Below are 18,449 nucleotides of genomic sequence, written 5' to 3' on the forward strand. Positions count from 1 at the left end.
GCCCGCCCCCCACACGGCCAGCGCGCACCGCACCAACCGTCCGGCCATCGCGCCGCCCACTCCCGCCATCGCGCCGCCCACCGGTCACCGCACCGGGCGATCGTCTGACGGTGCTGGTAGAAAGGCCGGATGAGCCAGGAACGGACGGCGATCCGGCAGCGGGCCGAGGCGGTGCTGCGGCGGCTGGCGGGCGAGGACGCCCGGCTCCGGGAGGACCAGTGGCGGGCGATCGAGGCGCTGGTGGTGGACCGGCGACGGGTGCTCTGCGTGCAGCGCACCGGTTGGGGCAAGTCGGCGGTCTACTTCGTGGCCACCGCGCTGCTGCGGCAACAGGTGGACGGCCGGGAACCGGCCGGGCCCACCGTGATCGTGTCGCCGCTGCTGGCGTTGATGCGTAACCAGGTCGAGGCGGCGGCCCGCGCGGGTATCCGGGCGCGCACCATCAACTCGGCCAACCTGGACGAGTGGGACGAGATCACCGGCGAGATCCACGCCGGTGCGGTGGACGTGCTGCTGATCAGCCCGGAGCGGCTCAACAACCCGGACTTCCGGGACGGCGTACTGCCGAGGCTGGCCGCCACCACCGGCCTGCTGGTGGTCGACGAGGCGCACTGCGTGTCGGACTGGGGGCACGACTTCCGGCCGGACTACCGCCGGCTGCGGACCTTCCTCGGCAGCCTGCCCGAGCAGACGCCGGTGCTGGCCACCACCGCCACCGCCAACGAGCGGGTGACGCGGGACGTGGCCGAGCAGCTCGGCACGGAGACGGCCACGCCGGGTCAGCAGCGTCCGGACGTGCTCGTGCTGCGCGGCAGCCTGGACCGGGAGTCGCTGCGGTTGGCCGTACTCGACCTGCCGAGCCCGGCGCACCGGCTCGGCTGGCTCGCCGACCACCTGGACCGGCTGCCCGGCTCCGGCATCGTCTACACGCTGACCGTGGCGTCGGCGACCGAGACCGCCGAGTTCCTGCGGTCGCGGGGCTGGACGGTGGCCGCGTACACCGGGCAGGCCGAGGACGCCGACCGTCGCGCCGCCGAGCAGGACCTGCTCGACAACAAGATCAAGGCGTTGGTCGCCACCAGCGCGCTCGGCATGGGCTTCGACAAACCCGACCTCGGCTTCGTGGTGCACCTGGGCGCGCCGCCGTCGCCGATCGCCTACTACCAGCAGGTCGGGCGTGCCGGCCGAGCGGTCGAGCACGCCGAGGTGCTGCTGCTGCCCGGCACCGAGGACCAGGCCATCTGGCGATACTTCGCGTCGCTCGCCTTCCCGCCCGAGGAGCAGGTCCGCGCGGTGCTGGCCGCCCTGCACACCGACCGGCCGCTCTCCACCCAGGCCCTGGAGCCCCTGGTCGACCTGCGCCGGGCCCGGCTGGAGCTGATGCTCAAGGTGCTCGACGTGGACGGCGCCGTCCGCCGGGTGCGTGGTGGTTGGCTCGCCACCGGCGAACCCTGGGTCTACGACGAGCCCCGGTTGCGGCGCGTCGCCGCCGCCCGCGCCGACGAGCAACAGGCGATGCTCGGGTACGCCACGACGACCGACTGCCGGATGCGATACCTCCGCGACTGCCTGGACGACGCGGAGGCGACCGAGTGTGGACGCTGCGACCGGTGCGCCGAGCCGCTGTTCACGGCGGAGGTGTCACCGGCCGCGCTGACCACCGCGCAGACGTTCCTGGGCCGCCCCGGCGTGCCGCTCGCGCCCAAGAAGCTCTGGCCGACCGGGCTGGAGGCGGTCGGCGTACCGCTGAAGGGCCGGATCGCCCCGACGGAGCAGGCGCTTCCCGGACGGGCCGTGGGTCGGCTCTCCGATCTCGGCTGGGGTTCTCGCCTACGCGGTCTGGTCGGAGCGGGCACGTCGGACGGCCCGCTCCCGGACGACCTGGCCGCCGCCGTCATCGAGGTGCTCAAGGCGTGGGCGCACGGCGACGACCCGTGGCCCCGCCGCCCGGCGGGCGTGGTCGCGGTCGACTCACGGACCCACCCGCTGCTGGTCGGGTCGCTGGCCGAGCGGATCGCCGCCGTCGGGCGGCTGCCGCTGCTGGGCCGGGTCGTCTCGGCGGGTCCGCCGGCCGGGCCGCGTGGCAACAGCGCCCAGCGGGTACGCACCCTGCACGGCACCCTCACCGTGCCCGAGCCGCTCCCCGACGCCCTCGCCGGGCTGGACGGCCCGGTGCTGCTCGTCGACGACCTGGTCGACTCGGGTTGGACGATGACGATGGCGGCCCGGGAACTGCGCCGCGCCGGTGCCCCCGACGTCCTGCCGCTGGCCCTGGCGGTGGCGGGCTGACGCTCTGCACACGGTCGGCGGACACCTCCGCCCACGTGCCGAGCCCGACCGGGACCGGTCTGCGGGTGCGACCGGAGCCACGACCGGGCGGACCCGCCGGGGCACCGGAGCACCCGGCGGTACGGTGGGCGCATGGCTGACCAGGAACCCGACGCTCCCGCGTTCGGGTCGGTGCGGGTCGCCGAGCGACCGACGGCGGGCGGCGACCCGGACGCGGTCTCCGCGACGCCGGACCGGGCCACGCTGCGGCTGGCCCTGGTGGTCGGCGGGCTGGTGCTGGCGGTGCTGCTCGGCTTCGGGCTCGGCCGGCTCAACGGCGGCGGTCCGGCGACGGCCCTCGGCGGCGCGGGGGACAGCGCGCTGGCCGACCACAGCCACGCACCCGGCGTCGGCGCGCACTCGCACGGCGCCGACCAGGACGCCGCCGCCGAGGCCGGCGGGCTGGCGATCAGCCGGGACGGCTACACGCTCGCCCCGCTGTCCGCCGAGTTCACCGCCGGGCGCCAAGGTGAGCTGCGGTTCCGGATCGAGGACGGGCAACGGCGTACGGTCACCCGGTTCGCGGTCGTGCACGACAAGCCGATGCACGTCATCGTGGTGCGCCGCGACCTGAGCGGCTTCCAGCACCTGCACCCGACCATGACGCCGGACGGCACCTGGTCGGTGCCGCTCACCCTGGCGCAGCCCGGCCTCTGGCGGGCGTACGCCGACTTCACCGCGCTCGCCGACGACGGGCGGCAGACCGCCACCACGCTCGGTGTGGACCTGGTCGCCCCGGGCACGTACCAGCCCCGGGACCTGCCCGCCCCGGCCACCACCGACACGGTCGACGGGTGGACCGTCGGGTACCAGGGCGACCCCGAACCCGGGCTGACGGTGCCACTGAGTTTCCGGGTCGGCGGTGCGGACGGCACCGCCCCGGAGCTGGAGCGGTACCTCGGCGCGTACGGGCACCTCGTCGCGTTGCGCGAGGGCGACCTCGGGTACCTGCACGTGCACCCCGAGACGGAGCTGGTCGACGGCACGATCCGGTTCTGGCTGACCACGCCGGGTCCGGGGCGCTACCGCCTCTATCTGGACTTCGCGACCGGCGGGGAGGTCCGCACCGCCGAGTTCACGGTGACGGTGGGCTAGCTCAGCCGGCCCGGCGGATCGGTCGGCGGGCGAGGTAGCGCAGCAGGTCACGGATGTGGTGTTTCTCCTCGGCCGGGACGCTCGGATCGGCCAGCCGTTGCAGGATCACCCGGACGTCGGCCTCGACCGGACCCTCGTCGCCGCGCCGCCACGGCCCGGGGCCGGCGTCGGGCAGGCCGAGCGCCCGGAAGGCCGCCGCCACCGGCAGGTCCAGCGCGGCGCAGAAGCCGCGTACCTTCGCCAACTCGGGGTAGTCCTGCCAGTCACCGGCCAGCCAGCGGAAGACGGTGGACCGACCGACGCCGGTGTGCCCGGCCAGGTCGGTGACCGTCCAGCCGCGTTCCTCCCGGGCGTCGTCGATGGCACGGCGCACGAAGCGCGCGAACGCCATCTGCGGCGAGACCTCTGCCGAACCCATCCGGTGGGTATGCCCTCCCGACCGGCACCCGACGGTGCGTTCTTCGAGACTAGTACGCGAAGGTGCGGAAACAACTGACTGATCGACCAGACGACAGAGACGGCGGAGACGAGTCGGGTCAACGCTTCTCGGGCGGCGGCGCGAGCAGCGTCTCCAGTCGTGGTGAGACCCGCCACTGCGCCACCAGCTCCTGGTACTCCGCGCGCTGGGCGTCGGTCGGCCCGGCATCGGTGCGTCGTGCCCGGATCAGCAGGTTGCGCGGGGTGTGCGCCGAGTCGACGAACTCGACCACCTCGGCCCGGTAGCCGTGCAGCCGCAACAGCCCGGCCCGCAGCGCGTCGGTGAGGACGTCCGCGAGGCGTTCCCGGAGGATCCCCTGCCGGGTCAGCAGCTCGTAGGGCGTGGGTGCCGGGCGGGTGCGGAGCTGTGCGGCGATGTCGTGGTGGCAGCAGGGCGCGGCCAGTACCCACCGGGCTCCCCAGCGCACCGCGCGGGCCAGCGCCTCGTCGGTGGCGGTGTCGCAGGCGTGCAGGGCGAGGACCAGGTCCGGTGCCGGCTCGACGACCGCGTCGGCGATGGTGCCGGCCACGAAGCGGACCCGTTCGGCCCAGCCGAGCCGCTGCGCCAGCGCGGTGTTGCGCTGGCGCTGGTCGTCGCGGACGTCGACGCCGATCAGGTCGACGTCCCACCCGAGCCCGGACAGATAGCGGTACGCGGCGAAGCTCAGGTACGCGTTGCCGCAGCCCAGGTCCACCACGCGCAGCGGACCCGGCGTGTCGGGCAGCGTCGCCGCCAGCGCCCGCAGGAACGCGTCCACCTGACGACGCTTGGCCGCCGAGCCGCCGATCTCGGCGAAGAGCGGGTCACCCGGGTCGAGCAGGTACTCCTTGGCCCGGTCGTGCCCGGTCGGCGCGGCGGCCGGGCGGGTGCCGGCACTGCGGTGCACCTGCGCCTCACCCGACTTGGTGACCCGCAGTTGCAGCGTGGCCCCGGTGGTCTCCACGTGCCAGTTGCCGAACGGCTCGGCCAGCAGCGCCTCGACCGCCGCGTCCGCCTCCGGCCCGGAGGCCACGTTGCGGGTGTACGGCCGCTCGCCGTCGGAGGTGGAGATCTGCAACCTCGGGCCGGCCTTGAGCGCGACCGGCCGCAGCTCGGCCCGGACCACGGAGGGCCGCTGGCCGCGTCGGCGACCGGCGGCCACCGCCCGGGTCAGCGCGGGATCCAGCAGCATCGAGCGGACCTCGGCCAGGGCGGAGTCCAACGGTTCGGGCATCGCTCCATCTTCCATGCCGTGCAGGGGTACGCCGACAGCGGCGGGCCGTCGGTGACGCCGGGCACCCGGCAGCGGGTGCAGGGGACCGGGGCGACGGCGACCGGACGGGCGATGCTGGGCGTTCCGGGCGGGCGGTGGCGCTGTGCGTGCGGGGCGGCGGGTGCTGACGCAGCGCGCCGACGACCGGGCAGGTCGTCGGCGCGATGTCGTTGCGTGTCTCGCTGTGCTCCGCCCGACGGGCGGAACGGGATCAGTCGGTGCTCGCCTCGGCCGGTCCACCGCTGGCGGAGGCGGTGGCCCGGCGGCGGCGTCGGCGGCGCGGGCGGGACGCCTCGGCGCTGCCCTCGGTGCCGGTGGCGGCCTCGGCGGGGGTGCCCGTCTCGGCCGGGTTGGTCGAGTCGACACCGGCGATGACCTCGCCGGCCCGACGGCGCCGACGGCGGCGCGGCGTGCGGGTGCCTGCGCCGGCCTCGTCGGACAGCTCCGCGCTGGACTCGGCGGACTCCGGTCCGGCGTCGTCGCCCTGCCCACGACCGCTCTCGGCGCGGCCACGGCCCTCGCCGCGACCTCGGCCCTCACCGCGTCCACCGCCTTCGCCGCGACCGCGACCCTGGCGCCGTCCGGCGCCGCGCGGCTCGCCGCCCCGGCGGGAGCGACCGCCACCCAGGTCCTCCTCGACCTCGGCGGCCAACCCGGCGCGGGTCCGCTCGGCGGTCGGCAGGGTGCCGGTCACCTCGGTCGAGATGTGCAGGTCGGTGTAGAGGTGCGGGGAGGTGTGGTACGTCTCCTGCGGCTCGGGCATGTCCAGCCCGAGCGTCTTGTCGATGATCCGCCAGCGGGGCATGTCGTCCCAGTCGACGAACGTGACCGCCACACCGGTCGCTCCGGCCCGGCCGGTCCGGCCGATGCGGTGCGTGTAGGTGTCCTGGTCCTCGGGGCAGTCGTAGTTGATCACGTGCGTCACGCCGCTGACGTCGATGCCCCGGGCCGCGACGTCGGTGGCGACCAGAGTGTCGATCTTGCCGGCGCGGAACGCCCGCAGGGCCCGCTCACGGGCGCCCTGCCCGAGGTCGCCGTGCACGGCCGCGACCGCGAAGCCACGGAAGTCCAGGTCCTCGGCGACCCGGTCGGCGGCCCGCTTCGTCCGCGTGAAGATCATCGTGAGGCCACGGCTCTCGGCCTGGAGGATCCGGGCGACGATCTCGATCTTGTTCATCGAGTGGGTGCGGTAGACCAACTGCTCGGTCTGCGGGGACGGACCGGTCTCGGCGGTGTGCCCGGCGTGGATCGTGATCGGGTGCCGCAGGAACCGGCGGGACAGCGTCACGATCGGGTCCGGCATGGTGGCGGAGAACAGCATGGTCTGCCGGTCCTCCGGGAGCATCGCCAGGATCCGCTCGACGTCGTCGAGGAAGCCCAGGTCGAGCATCCGGTCGGCCTCGTCCAGCACCAGCGCGCGTACGCCGTGCAGGCGCAGGTGCTTCTGCTTGGCCAGGTCGAGCAGGCGGCCGGGCGTGCCGACGAGGATCTCCACGCCCTTGCGCAGCGCGTCGACCTGCGGCTCGTACGCGACGCCGCCGTAGATCGGAAGCACCCGGACGCCCCGGGTGCGGCCGGCGGCGGCGATGTCCTTGGCTACCTGGATGCCCAGTTCACGGGTGGGTACGACGACGAGTGCCTGCGGCACGCCGTCGCTGCCCTCGTTCGGTGCGAAGACCCGCTCCAGCAGCGGGACGCCGAAGCCGAGGGTCTTGCCGGTGCCGGTCGGGGCCTGCCCGATCAGGTCGGCGCCGCGCAGCGCGATCGGCAGCGCGTACTCCTGGATGGCGAAGGCGCGGGTGATGCCGGCCGCGGCCAGCGCGTCCACCGTCTCGGCGCGTGCGCCCAGTTCGGCGAAGGTCGGTGCCTCCGGTCGGACCGGGGCGGTCGGGGCCAGTTCCTGGCCGTCTGTGAGGTCTTGAATCGGCTCACTCATGTGGATTTGGGGGTGCCCTCTCGTGGGTGCGCCCCGTCATGTCCTCAGGGCGCGTTCGGTTTTGGCGCGGGCCACACGGTCGGCGGCAGAAGTGCCGAGCGGACCGGGCCGCACGCGCGCCGTGGGTCGGACTTCGACCGGGTTGGATCTGAATCCGGTCGGGATCGGCGCCTACGGCAACTAGTCCATGTTACCTGAACGGCGGTGAAGCCGTCCCGATTCCAATCCGGCAAGAGCCACCGGGAGAGCCGATGTGTGAGCCGTATCACACGCGTGGGGTGGATATGGGTGGTCGACGCGCGCCACGGTGCCTCGTCGGGCACTCCGGGGCGGAACGGTGAGCGGTAGCCTGCGCGGGTGTCCGCCCCCGCCGCGCCCGACCACGCCGTCGCCGATCTGCTCGGTCTGGTGGCCCTCGGTGAACTGCTCGCCTTCGAACGTCTGGCGGCCGATGCCCGTTTCGCCCCGGATCTGCGCCGTCGTGCCGCGTTGGGCGAGATGGCCGCCGCCGAGATCACCAACTACCGGCGGCTGGCCGACCGGCTGGCGGTGCTCGGCGTACCGGTCGAGGAGGCGATGGCGGCCTACGTCGAACCGTTGCAGGGATACCACGACTCCACCGAGCCCCGGGACTGGGCCGAGGCGGTCACCAAGGCGTACGTGGGGGACGGGATCACCGACGACTTCCTCCGCGAGATCGCCGAGGCGCTGCGGGAGCCGGACCGGCAACTGGTCCTGGACGTGCTGCACGAGTCGCGGTACGCGGAGTTCGCCGCCGCCGAGATCCGGCACGCCCTCGCGGCGGATCCGAAGGTCGCGGGACGGCTGTCGATGTGGGCCCGGCGGCTGGTCGGTGAGGCGTTGTCCCAGGCGGGCCGGGTGGTCGCCGCCGACCAGGGGGCGTTCACCGCCCTGATCGTCGCGGACGGGCGGACGGACGTGCCCGGATTGTTCCGGCGGCTGACCGCCGCGCACACCGCGCGGATGGCCGCCGCCGGCCTCAACAACTGATCGTCAGCGGACGGTGAAGCCCACCGCCCGAGGGGACGCCTCGGCGATCTCGACGTAAGCGACCTTGCTGACCGGCACGATGACCCGCCGGCCCTTCTCGTCGGTCAGGGAGAGCGTGCCGCCCTCGTTCCTGGCCATCGCGTCGGTCACGATCTGCTCGATCTCGGCCGGCGACTGCGCGCTCTCCAGGACCAGCTCGCGCGGTGCGTACTGCACCCCGATCTTGACCTCCACTGTGCCTCCTCCGTCGGGCGAAATGGTCGCCGTGCGAAGGCTATCCGATCACAAGGTGCGAGTTCAGGCTGACTCACCTTGCAGCGGGAAGCTGGCGATGCCCCGCCAGGACAGCGCGGCGACCAACGCCTCCGCCTCGGCCTTGGGCACCTGCCGCCCGCGGGCCAGCCAGAACTGTGCTGCGGTCTCGGCGGCCCCGACCAGGCCGGAGGCGAGCAGTTCCGCGTGCGCCCGACTGACCCCGGTGTCCGAGATGATGGTGTCGGTGATCGCCGCGATGCAGCCCTGCTCGACCCGCTCCACGCGCTGGCGCACGGCCGGGTCGTTGCGCAGGTCCGACTCGAAGACCAGGCGGAACGCCTCGCTCTCGTGGTCCACGAAGTCGAAGTACGCCCGTACCGACGCGCTGACCCGCTCCTTGTTGTCGGCGGTGCTCGCCATCGCGTCGTGCACCTTGGCGACGATTGCGTCACAGTGCGTGTCGAGCAGGGCGAGGTACAGCTCCATCTTGCCGGGGAAGTGCTGGTACAACACGGGCTTGGAGACCCCGGCCCGCTCGGCGATGTCGTCCATGGCCGCGGCGTGGTAGCCCTGCGCGACGAATACCTCCTGAGCAGCGGCGAGTAGCTGCTTGCGGCGTGCCGAACGGGGCAGGCGGGTCGGCCTGCCGGTGGTCTGGGCGCCGTTCCCCACAGCGGTCATGGGAACCTCCGAGTCTGTAGACGGGCCGCATTTCGCCCGAACCGCCCAAGGCCGCCATGGCCCCGTGCGGAATTGGCCCGCCGCTGTAACTTATCGCCACTGTCGCCACACGGTAGCCTCAGCGGGGGCGACCAAGGAGCGCGCGGTGAGTGAAGCAGGGCAACCCGGTGCCGCCACCCCGGGAGAGCACGGCGACGGGACGGGTCAGCGGGATGACCTGGCCCGTTCCGGCAACGGGTGGGCACCGTCGGCGGCCGACTGGTCGTGGGGGGCGGAAGGTCCCCGCGACCTCGACGCGACCCGCCGTCGCCCCGAGCCGCCCTCCGGTTGGGCGACCGCCTCACCACGCTACGCCGACCTGCCGGCTCCCGCCGGTGACCAGCCCGAGCCGGAACGCGCGACGCGCACGAACGGACACCACGTCAACGGCGTGCACCCCGAGGACGAGTCGCCGGCCGGTCGGTACACCCCGGTCAGCGCCCCACCCGGCCTACGTGAGAGCGGCCGTGACGTCGGCCACGACCGGCTGGTGGTGCCGGCACCGCGTCCCACCCCCGCCGGTGAGCAACCGGTGACCTCGACCTCCGGCCTGCCCACCTCGGCGCCGCCGGCCGTCCAGGTGCCGCCCGTCGGCACCGCCGCCTCCGGTTTCGAGATGCCGCCCGGCCTGCACGCGCCCGCCGCCGAGCGGGCCGGGGACGACCCGTCCGCCGGGGGCCGGTCGCACGGCTGGGACGAGCCGTATCCGACCGAGTCGGCCGGTCCGTCCCACCCCACCGACGCCCCCGGGCCGTCCGGCGGCCACGGATACGACGACGACCAGGTCGGTTGGCCACCGCCGGGCACCGGCCGGCGCGGCGGCTGGGCGGCGGACGCCGATCCGGCCGATGACGAGCGTCCGAGCTGGGCCCGGTCCGGCCCGCCGAGCGACTGGGCGCCGTCCTGGGCACGCGGCGAGGACGAGAGCGACCGACGCGGGCGGGAGACCTCGGGGCAGAGCTGGTCCAGCGAACCGAGTCGGCCGTACGAGCCGGTCCGGGTCGAGCCGACCCGCCCCTACCAGCCGGTACCGGTCGAGCGCCCCCGGCCGTACGAGCCGACCCGGCCGGAGGCCAGCGGGCCGCGTACCCCGGCCGAACCGCCGGAGTCCACCGGTCGGCCCTCGTGGGCCGCCGCGCCGACCAGCGCGCCACCGGTCGACGAGCGACCGGCCCGGGAACCCGGCCCGACTGCCGTACCGCCGACGCGGGACCGGCCCTCGTGGGCGGCCGACGAGCGGCCTGCCTGGTCGACGTCACCGGTCAGCGGTGCGCCCGCCGACGAGCGGCCTGCCTGGTCGGCCTCGCCGGTCAGCGGTGTGCCCGCCGACGAGCACGCCTCCCGGCGAGCCCGTCCGGTGAGCGCCGCACCGGCCGACGAGAGCCTGCCGTGGGGTGCGCGCACCGAGGAGGGCCTGCCCTGGGGGGCGCGTACCGACGAGGGCCTGCCGTGGGGGGCGCGTGTCGGCGGGCCGCCGCCCGCCGACGACCGACTGCCCTGGGCGCTCGGCCCGGCCAGCGCGCCACCGGCCGCCACACCGGCCGGACCTCGCGAGACGACTCCGCCCGAGCCGCCGAAGCCGCCGGCCACCGAGGCCACGAGCGCCTCCGGCGGCGGCCCGGCCTACCGGCCGTTCCGGCTCCGACCGGTGCCCAGCGATCCGGGGCCGACCGCTCCGTCGCCCGCCTCGCCCTGTCCGCCCGCCACCCCGGCCCCGACCGAGCCGACGACCGGCGCGCGGGCGTCGGACGTGCCCACGCACCGTGAACGCACCCCGTCCGCGCCCGTCCCGACGAGCGCTGCCCCCTACGCGGCCCGCCGATCCGCGGCCGAGCCCGAAACACCCGGCGACCGGTCGCCGGAGCGCACCTCGGCGGTGTTGCCGCAGCGCGTCCCCGCCGAGCCGGACGTGCCCGTCGTGCCGGAGCCGCCAGCCGTGGACCCACCCGCCGAAACCCCGGAACTCGCCAGGATCGCCACCCATCTGCGTCGCGACGACGAACCGGCACCACTGCGCGAGCGGCCCGAGGGCTTCGACGTCAACGCGATCCTCGACGCGGTGCGGGGCGTGGAGGGAGTACGCGACGCGGCCCTGCGACGTACCCCGGCCGGTGCCCACAGCCTGCGTCTGGACCTGTCCGACGGTGCCGACCCGGCGGAGGTGAGCCGGCACGTCGCCCGCCTGCTCCAGGAACGGATGGGGCTGGCCGCCGCGCCGAGCGGGGCGCCGGCTCCACCGACCGCGCCGGTGCGCCGTCGGTCCACCGAGCCCCGCGACGGCGGCGAGTCGCGTCCGTCCGCCGAGCCCCGACGCCCGGTGGTCCGTCCGGCCGGAGCCCGGACGGAGGCCCCACCGGCCCGCCCGGCGACAGCCCGGACGGAGACGCCACCGGCCCGCGTCGAGCCGGAGCCCGCCCGCCGTCGACGCCCGACGCCCGCCCCGCCGAGGGGACGGGCCGTCGTCGAGGAGCCCGGCCCGACCGGTAGCCCGGCGACGCTCGGTGCCTCCTACTCGGGCGGGCAGCTCACCACCACCGAGTCCGCGCCGTCCCGACCGCTGGACACCGGTGGGGTACCCGGTCCCCGCGTGGTGCTCGACCACGTCCAGGTCAGCACGTTCGGTCTCGACGCGACCGTCGAGGTACGCCTGCTCGCCGGGGACCAGAGCGCCGCCGGGTACGCCACCGGCCCGGCCGTCGACGGGTACGTGCTGCGGCTCTGCGCGGTGGCCGCCGCGGCGGCCATCGACGAGCTGCTGCGCAGTGCCGACCCCACCGCCGAGCGGGGACGCTGTTTCGTGGAGCACGCCGCGGTGGTGCCGTTCGGCAACTGCGAGGTGGCCACCGTCGTGGTGTTGCTGGTCTGCGACGGATGGGTCGAGCAGTTGGCCGGGTCGGCGCTGGTGGCCGGTGATCCCCGGCAGGCGGTGGTCCGCGCCAGCCTGGCCGCGGTCAACCGGCGGCTGGAGGCTCTGCTGGCCTGATCCGTTCGGGGCAGACTGGAGTGGTGAAGCCTGCCACCCTCTGGCCCGATCGGTTGTTGCCCGCCCCCTCCATGCCGCCGCCCTGGCCGGGACGGCAGGTACGGCTGGACGGCACGGTGACCTACGTCCGGGAGACACCGGCCACCGGCCCGGACGCGGAGCCGGCGCTGTACGTGCACGGCCTGGGCGGGTCCGCGCAGAACTGGACCGACCTGGCCGGCCTGCTCGCCGACCGCCTCGACGGCCAGGCGATCGACCTGCCGGGGTTCGGGCGCAGCGAGCCGGGTCTGCGCTACACCGTGCCCGCCTTCGCGGACCGGGTGATCCGCTGGATCGAGCACTCCGACCGGGGCCCGGTGCACCTGTTCGGCAACTCGCTGGGCGGGGCGATCTCGGTCCGGGTGGCCGCGCTGCGGCCGGATCTGGTGCGGACGCTGACCCTGGTGTCGCCGGCCCTGCCGTTCCTCGACTTCCGCCGCTCGTTGCAGGGCCGGATGCTGCCGCTGCTGGCGATCCCCCGCGCCGAGCGGCTGGCCGCCTGGCGGCTGGCCCAGTTCGCGCCGGAGGTGATGGCGCAGCAGACGATGGAGGCGTGCGTGGCCGATCTCAGCCGGATCTCCGAACAGCGCAGGCAGGAGGCGGTGGAGGAGATCCGGGTGCGGTACGAGGCGACCCACTACGCCGCCGCGTACGTGCGGACGTTCCGGGGGATCGTCTCCAGCTTCCTGCGGTCGTACCTGCCGGGGTCGGGGTCGTTGTGGGCGATGGCCCGGTCGGTGCGGGCCCGCACGCTGGTCGTGGGCGGTCGGCAGGACCGGCTGGTCGACGTACGTGTGGCACCGCAGACCGCGCGGATGATCCCGGACAGCCGGTTGCTGATGCTCGACGGTGTCGGTCACGTCGCACAGTTGGAGGTGCCGCGCGTGGTGGCGCGGGCCGTAGTCGGGCTTCTGACCGAGTCGACGGACTGCGCCCGGGAGCCCTGACCTGGCAGGATGACGCGAATGCGCAGTCCTGGTGGTCGTCGACGGTCGCGCCCCACCGGTCGGCACAGCCGGTCACCGGAGCCCGTCGCGGCCACCACGTCGATCCGCGCCGTGGTGCGCCGGTCGGCCGTGCTGGTGGTGGCGATCGGTGCCGGTGCGGCGCTGGTGAGCGGTATGAACCGGCCCTCGGCCGGCTCCGCCGAGGAGGTGGCGGCGGTGACCTCCCCGCCGGTGGTGCCGCCCTCGGTGTCGCCGTCGGCCGTTCCCTTGCCCGAGTCGGCACCGGTGTCGCCGTCGGCCGTTTCTTCGCCTGAGCCGGTGTTGCAGGAGTCCGGGCCGGTGCCGTCGGCCGGGCCGGGCCGCTTCGTCGACGACGACCGGACCGGGCCGGTGCTGGGTACCGCCGGTGCCGCCCGGCGGTACCGGGTGGCGGTGGAGTCCGGCGCGGGCGTGGACCCGGGCGAGTTCGGCCTGGCGGTCCGTGCGGCGCTGGCCGGTCCGGGGAGCTGGGTGGACAGCGGGCGGCTGCGGTTGCGGCAGGTGGCGCCCGCGTCCCGCTACGACTTCACCGTCTACCTGGCGACGGCCACCACGGCGGGACGGATGTGTGCCGCCGGTGGGGTCGACATCCGGGTCGGTGGCCGCCCGTACACCTCGTGCCGTGCCCCCGGGAAGGTGATCATCAACCTGGACCGGTGGCGGCAGTCGGTGCCGCACTACGTCGAGGCCGAGGTGCCGCTCTCGGTCTACCGCACGTACGTGCTCAACCACGAGGTCGGGCACGAGTTGGGTCATCGGCACGAGCGCTGTCCGGGGCGGGGTGAACCGGCCCCGGTGATGATGCAGCAGACGCTCTTCCTCAAGGGGTGCGTGGCCAATCCGTGGCCCTACCTGGACGGGAAGCGGTACGCCGGTCCGCCGCTGTAGAGGCGAACCAACCGTACGGTAATGCTCTGATATGCCCGATTAGGGTGCGACCATGATGTCATGCCGTCTTCGCCCCTGAACGGCCGCTCCGGCCTGCCGGACCGTCCGCCGGACCCCCGGCCGGAGGGTCCGCTGCCGGGGCACCAGCCGGCGGCACGTCGCCGTCGCCGTCGACTGGTCGTGACCCTCTCCGTGGCGCTGGCCCTGGCGGCCACCGTCGTGCTGCGGATCGCACCGGCCGAGGAGCGCTCCACCGGCGCGGCACCGGCCGGACGGGCGTACGAGGCGGCGACCTCACCGGGACCGGCGTACCCGACGGCGGGCGCGGGCAGTTTCGCGGCGGCCACCGGGGAGTCCCCGGTGCGCGGTCTGGACGGCCCGGTCGTGCACTACCGGGTGGCCGTCGAGCAGGGCACCGGCCAGGACCCGGACGCCTTCGCCGCCGAGGTCGACGCGGTGCTCGGCGATCCGCGGAGCTGGATCGGCTCGGGTGAGCTGCGGGTGCGCCGGATCGACGACCCGGAGTACACCGACTTCACCGTCTACCTGGCCACCCCGGACACCTCCGAGGCGATGTGCGCGGCCGGTGGGTTGAGCACCGAGGGCTACACCTCGTGCCGGCTGCCCGGCAAGGTGATCATCAACCTGGCACGTTGGTCCGAGGCGGTACCCGACTACGGGGCGCCGCTGGCGGTGTACCGGGCCTACGTGATCAACCACGAGGTGGGCCACGAGTTCGGGGAGGGGCACCAGACGTGCCCCGGCGCGGGCCGACCGGCACCCGTGATGCAGCAGCAGACGTACGGCCTGGACGGCTGTCTGGCGTACGCCTGGCCGTACCTGGAGGGTGTGCGGTACGTCGGCGACCCGGTGACCTGACCGCGGCCGTCACCCGAGGCGGGATATTCCCGCTCCCGCATGCCGGGCGACGTGTCGCTGCTCATGGTCGGCGGGCGGGCCGGCGAGCAACAATGGCTCGGTTGACCGCCACATCGATCCCCGGGGAGTCCACCGTGTCGTTGCCCCCGCTCGTCGAGCCTGCCGCCGAGCTGACCGTTGACGAGATCCGCCGCTACTCCCGTCACCTGATCATCCCCGACGTGGGAGTCACCGGGCAGAAGCGGCTGAAGAACGCCCGGGTGCTCTGTGTGGGCGCCGGTGGCCTGGGCTCGCCCGCGCTGATGTACCTGGCCGCCGCCGGTGTCGGCACGCTCGGCATCATCGACTTCGACACCGTCGACGAGTCGAACCTGCAACGGCAGATCATCCACGGGGTCTCCGACATCGGCCGGTCCAAGGCCGAGTCCGCCGCCGCGAGCATCCGCGAGATCAACCCGCTGGTCAACGTCGAGATCCACAACACCGCGCTGGACCGGGACAACGTCCGGGACATCTTCGCCCAGTACGACCTGATCGTGGACGGGACGGACAACTTCGCCACCCGGTACATGGTCAACGACGCGGCGGTGCTGCTCGGCAAGCCGTACGTCTGGGGGTCGATCTACCGGTTCGACGGCCAGGCGTCGGTGTTCTGGGCCGAGCACGGCCCCTGCTACCGCTGCCTCTACCCGGAGCCCCCGCCGCCCGGCATGGTCCCCTCCTGCGCCGAGGGTGGCGTGCTCGGCGTGCTCTGCGCCTCGATCGGCTCGATCCAGGTCAACGAGGCGATCAAGCTGCTCGCCGGCATCGGTGAGCCGCTGGTCGGCCGGCTGATGGTCTACGACGCCCTGGAGATGAGCTACCGCAAGATCAAGGTCCGCAAGGACCCGAACTGCGTGCTCTGCGGCGAGAACGCCACCCTGACCGACCTGATGGAGGACTACGAGGACTTCTGCGGCGCGGTCTCCGAGGAGGCGCAGGAGGCGACCGTCGACGCGACGATCACCGCCGCCGAGCTCAAGGAGTGGCAGGACGCCGGCAAGGACATCTTCCTGGTCGACGTGCGCGAGCCGGCGGAGTACGAGATCGTCCGCATCCCCGGCGCGACGCTGATCCCGAAGGGGGAGTTCCTCTCCGGCGAGGCGCTGTCCAAGCTCCCGCAGGACCGGCAGATCGTGCTGCACTGCAAGTCCGGGGTCCGCTCCGCCGAGGCGCTCGCCGCGGTGAAGGCGGCCGGCTTCCGGGACGCCGTGCACGTGCAGGGCGGCGTGCTCTCCTGGATCAAGCAGATCGATCCCTCGCTGCCCGCGTACTGATGTAAGGAGGGGTCCCCTGCTAACGCCTCAGGCATAGCAGGGGACCCCTGCTGACAACCCGGCCGGCGGCCCGTCACGCCACCCGCTGACGGCCGGTCCCACCTGCCCGTTGTACCGAGGCGGGATCATGTTTCCGCCGGTAGCGTGACCGCCGTGGTCGACATCGACGCCGCGATCGGGTTCGTGGTGGCACACGGGGACACGGTCGAACGTGCCCGCCTCTCCTGGCTGCGCACCGGCGCGCCGCCGCCACCGGAGACCCTGGACAGTGCCGAGGTCGGCCAGACCCCGGGCGGTGGTTGGCCCGCCTCCTGGGGGGACCCGGTCGCCTCGGTCGACGCGACCTGCTTCCGGCTGGCCGAACTGGACGACCTCGGTGCGCTGGGTCGTCCGGCCGCCCGTCGCGCCCTCGACTGGCTCGCCGCCGGTCAACAGCGCGACGGCTGCTGGGAGGAGGACCCGACGCTGGCCGAGACCGCCCCGGAGTGGGCCCGGCCGGGCAGCCCGGAGGCACGGCTCTACCTGACCGCCAACGCCGCCTTCTGGCTCACCGTCGCCGGCCTGGACGCGCGGGCCGCCGGGCCGCTGGACCACCGGGTCGGCGGCGCGTACGCCGGGGTGGTGCACGCCGCCGGGCAGGCGCTCGCCGCGCAGTTGCGCCCCGACGGCAGTTGGCCGTCCTTCCTGGCCGCCGGTTGGCTGAGCGCGGCGGTCCTGCACCGGCAGCAACTCTTCTACGAGTCGGCGCGGATCAAGGCGGTGCTCGCCGAGCGGATGCCGGAGGCGTCCCCGGCCGACGCCGCCTGGCTCGCCGCGACCCTGCGCCGGGTCGAGGTCGACGAACAGGAGTGGACCATGGTGGCGGCCCGTCGCCGGCTCACCGAGACGCAACGCAGCGACGGCGGCTGGAGCAGCGACGACGGGCACCAGTTCGACGTACACGCCACCCTGGCGGTGATCCGCGCCTTCCGCTGAACCGGCCGGGCGCTGGCCGTACTGGTGCCGCCGGCCGTGCCGGGCATGACCTCCGGCCGCCGTCAGCTCCGCAGGTGACCGTCCCCGGTGACCACGTACTTGGTGCTGGTCAGCTCCGGCAGACCCATCGGGCCACGGGCGTGCAGCTTCTGGGTGGAGATGCCGATCTCGGCGCCGAAGCCGAACTCGCCGCCGTCGGTGAACCGGGTCGACGCGTTGACCATCACGGCCGCCGAGTCCACCCGGGCCACGAACTCGCGGGCGGCCGACTGCGAGTCGGTGACGATCGCCTCGGTGTGGCCGCTGCCGTACCGGCGGATGTGTGCCACCGCCGCGTCGAGCGAGTCGACCACGGCCACCGCGATGTCGGCCGAGAGGTACTCGGTGGCGAAGTCCTCGTCGGTCGCGGCGATGACCGCGTCGGAGTACGCCGCCGTCCGGGCGTCGCCGTGCACCGTCACCCCGGCCTCGGCGAACGCCGCCAGCATCGGGGGCAGTACGGCGTCCGCCACGTCCCGGTGCACCAGCAGCGACTCAGCGGTGTTGCAGGTGGACAGTCGCTGCGTCTTCGCGTTCAGCGTGATCGACACGGCCTTGACGGGGTCGGCGGCGGCGTCCACGTAGACGTGGCAGTTGCCCACCCCGGTCTCGATCACCGGCACCGTCGACTCCTCGACCACGGTGCGGATCAGCGACGCGCCGCCGCGCGGGATCAGCACGTCCACCAGCCCCCGGGCCCGCATCAGCTCCTTGACCGAGTCGCGCGAGGCGGCGTCGAGCAACTGCACCGTGTCGGCGGGCAGCCCGGCACCGTCGATGGCGTCGCGCAACACCGCCACCAGCGCCGCGTTCGAGTGCGCGGCGGACGAGGAACCGCGCAGCAACGCCGCGTTGCCCGACTTCAGGCAGATGCCGGCGGCGTCCACGGTCACGTTCGGCCGGGCCTCGTAGATGATCCCGACCACGCCGAACGGCACCCGGATCTGCCGCAACTCCAACCCGTTGGGCAGGGTCGAGCCACGGACCACCTCACCCACCGGGTCGGGCAGCCCGGCCATCTGGCGCAGCGCGTCGGCGATGCCGGCCACCCGGGACTCGTCGAGGGCGAGCCGGTCCAGCACGGCCGCGCTCAGTCCGGCCTCCCGTCCGGCCGCCAGGTCCGCCTCGTTCGCGGTGAGGATCTCCGGCGTACGCGCCACCAGCGCGTCGGCCATCGCGTGCAGCGCCGCGTCCTTGGCCGTACGCGTCGCCACGGCCAGCGCCTCCGCCGCCGTACGCGCCCGTCGGGCCTGCTCGCTCACGCTCATA

Annotated in this window: 15 protein-coding genes; 9 read left to right on the forward strand and 6 right to left on the reverse strand. The window is 74.2% G+C overall.

Going from position 1 to position 18,449, the window contains the following annotated elements:
- Positions 1 to 129: 129 nt before the first annotated feature.
- Both ACIBMZ_RS01825 and ACIBMZ_RS01830 read left to right on the forward strand, forming a co-directional pair.
- Complete coding sequence (locus ACIBMZ_RS01825; RefSeq protein WP_396690142.1) at positions 130 to 2,289, forward strand: DEAD/DEAH box helicase; 2,160 nt, start codon at positions 130 to 132, stop codon at positions 2,287 to 2,289.
- 132 nt (positions 2,290 to 2,421) lie between these two features.
- On the forward strand, positions 2,422 to 3,423 hold the full coding sequence (locus tag ACIBMZ_RS01830) for a hypothetical protein (RefSeq protein ID WP_396690144.1): 1,002 nt from the start codon (positions 2,422 to 2,424) through the stop codon (positions 3,421 to 3,423).
- A gap of 1 nt (position 3,424) precedes the next feature.
- On the opposite strand, the gene ACIBMZ_RS01835 is transcribed toward ACIBMZ_RS01830, so the two are convergent.
- The 3 genes from ACIBMZ_RS01835 to ACIBMZ_RS01845 form a co-directional block, all read right to left on the reverse strand.
- The gene (locus ACIBMZ_RS01835; RefSeq protein ID WP_396690146.1) at positions 3,425 to 3,841 is read right to left on the reverse strand and encodes a helix-turn-helix domain-containing protein; all 417 of its coding nucleotides are present in this window, start codon (positions 3,839 to 3,841) and stop codon (positions 3,425 to 3,427) included.
- Positions 3,842 to 3,959: 118 nt separating this feature from the next.
- Positions 3,960 to 5,114 (reverse strand): class I SAM-dependent methyltransferase, encoded by a 1,155-nt coding sequence (locus ACIBMZ_RS01840; protein WP_396690148.1) that lies wholly within the window; start codon positions 5,112 to 5,114, stop codon positions 3,960 to 3,962.
- 250 nt (positions 5,115 to 5,364) lie between these two features.
- The gene (locus ACIBMZ_RS01845) at positions 5,365 to 7,089 is read right to left on the reverse strand and encodes a DEAD/DEAH box helicase (RefSeq protein WP_396690150.1); all 1,725 of its coding nucleotides are present in this window, start codon (positions 7,087 to 7,089) and stop codon (positions 5,365 to 5,367) included.
- Between the two features lie 357 nt (positions 7,090 to 7,446).
- Between ACIBMZ_RS01845 and ACIBMZ_RS01850 the strand changes: the two genes are divergently transcribed.
- Positions 7,447 to 8,100, forward strand: a complete 654-nt coding sequence (locus tag ACIBMZ_RS01850) for a ferritin-like fold-containing protein (protein ID WP_396690152.1) — start codon at positions 7,447 to 7,449, stop codon at positions 8,098 to 8,100.
- Between the two features lie 3 nt (positions 8,101 to 8,103).
- Here the strand turns inward: ACIBMZ_RS01850 and ACIBMZ_RS01855 are convergent, their stop codons facing one another.
- Together ACIBMZ_RS01855 and ACIBMZ_RS01860 are read right to left on the reverse strand one after the other, a co-directional pair.
- Entirely contained in the window at positions 8,104 to 8,334 is a 231-nt protein-coding gene (locus tag ACIBMZ_RS01855; protein WP_131056703.1) for a DUF3107 domain-containing protein, read from the reverse strand.
- Positions 8,335 to 8,397: 63 nt separating this feature from the next.
- Positions 8,398 to 9,036, reverse strand: a complete 639-nt coding sequence (locus ACIBMZ_RS01860) for a TetR/AcrR family transcriptional regulator (RefSeq protein ID WP_350692955.1) — start codon at positions 9,034 to 9,036, stop codon at positions 8,398 to 8,400.
- Between the two features lie 145 nt (positions 9,037 to 9,181).
- On the opposite strand from ACIBMZ_RS01860, the gene ACIBMZ_RS01865 reads away from it, so the two are divergent.
- The 6 genes from ACIBMZ_RS01865 (at position 9,182) to ACIBMZ_RS01890 (ending at position 17,141) form a co-directional block, all read left to right on the forward strand.
- Positions 9,182 to 12,058, forward strand: a complete 2,877-nt coding sequence (locus ACIBMZ_RS01865; RefSeq protein WP_396690154.1) for a hypothetical protein — start codon at positions 9,182 to 9,184, stop codon at positions 12,056 to 12,058.
- 23 nt (positions 12,059 to 12,081) lie between these two features.
- Positions 12,082 to 13,044, forward strand: coding sequence for an alpha/beta fold hydrolase (locus tag ACIBMZ_RS01870; protein ID WP_396690156.1), 963 nt, complete (start codon positions 12,082 to 12,084; stop codon positions 13,042 to 13,044).
- Between the two features lie 18 nt (positions 13,045 to 13,062).
- On the forward strand, positions 13,063 to 13,971 hold the full coding sequence (locus ACIBMZ_RS01875) for a DUF3152 domain-containing protein (RefSeq protein ID WP_396690157.1): 909 nt from the start codon (positions 13,063 to 13,065) through the stop codon (positions 13,969 to 13,971).
- Positions 13,972 to 14,031: 60 nt separating this feature from the next.
- The gene (locus ACIBMZ_RS01880; protein ID WP_396690158.1) at positions 14,032 to 14,850 is read left to right on the forward strand and encodes a DUF3152 domain-containing protein; all 819 of its coding nucleotides are present in this window, start codon (positions 14,032 to 14,034) and stop codon (positions 14,848 to 14,850) included.
- A gap of 92 nt (positions 14,851 to 14,942) precedes the next feature.
- Entirely contained in the window at positions 14,943 to 16,166 is a 1,224-nt protein-coding gene (gene moeZ / locus ACIBMZ_RS01885; RefSeq protein ID WP_396690159.1) for an adenylyltransferase/sulfurtransferase MoeZ, read from the forward strand.
- Between the two features lie 102 nt (positions 16,167 to 16,268).
- Positions 16,269 to 17,141 carry a prenyltransferase/squalene oxidase repeat-containing protein gene (locus ACIBMZ_RS01890; RefSeq protein ID WP_396690960.1) on the forward strand — a complete coding sequence of 291 codons (873 nt, stop codon included), beginning with the start codon at positions 16,269 to 16,271 and terminating at the stop codon, positions 17,139 to 17,141.
- A gap of 62 nt (positions 17,142 to 17,203) precedes the next feature.
- Here ACIBMZ_RS01890 and ACIBMZ_RS01895 read toward each other — a convergent pair whose 3' ends face one another.
- Positions 17,204 to 18,448 (reverse strand): glutamate-5-semialdehyde dehydrogenase, encoded by a 1,245-nt coding sequence (locus ACIBMZ_RS01895; RefSeq protein ID WP_396690161.1) that lies wholly within the window; start codon positions 18,446 to 18,448, stop codon positions 17,204 to 17,206.
- Position 18,449: the final 1 nt, after the last annotated feature.

The sequence above is a fragment of the Micromonospora sp. NPDC049900 genome (assembly GCF_044461025.1).
In the GTDB taxonomy this organism is placed as follows: Bacteria; Actinomycetota; Actinomycetes; order Mycobacteriales; family Micromonosporaceae; genus Micromonospora.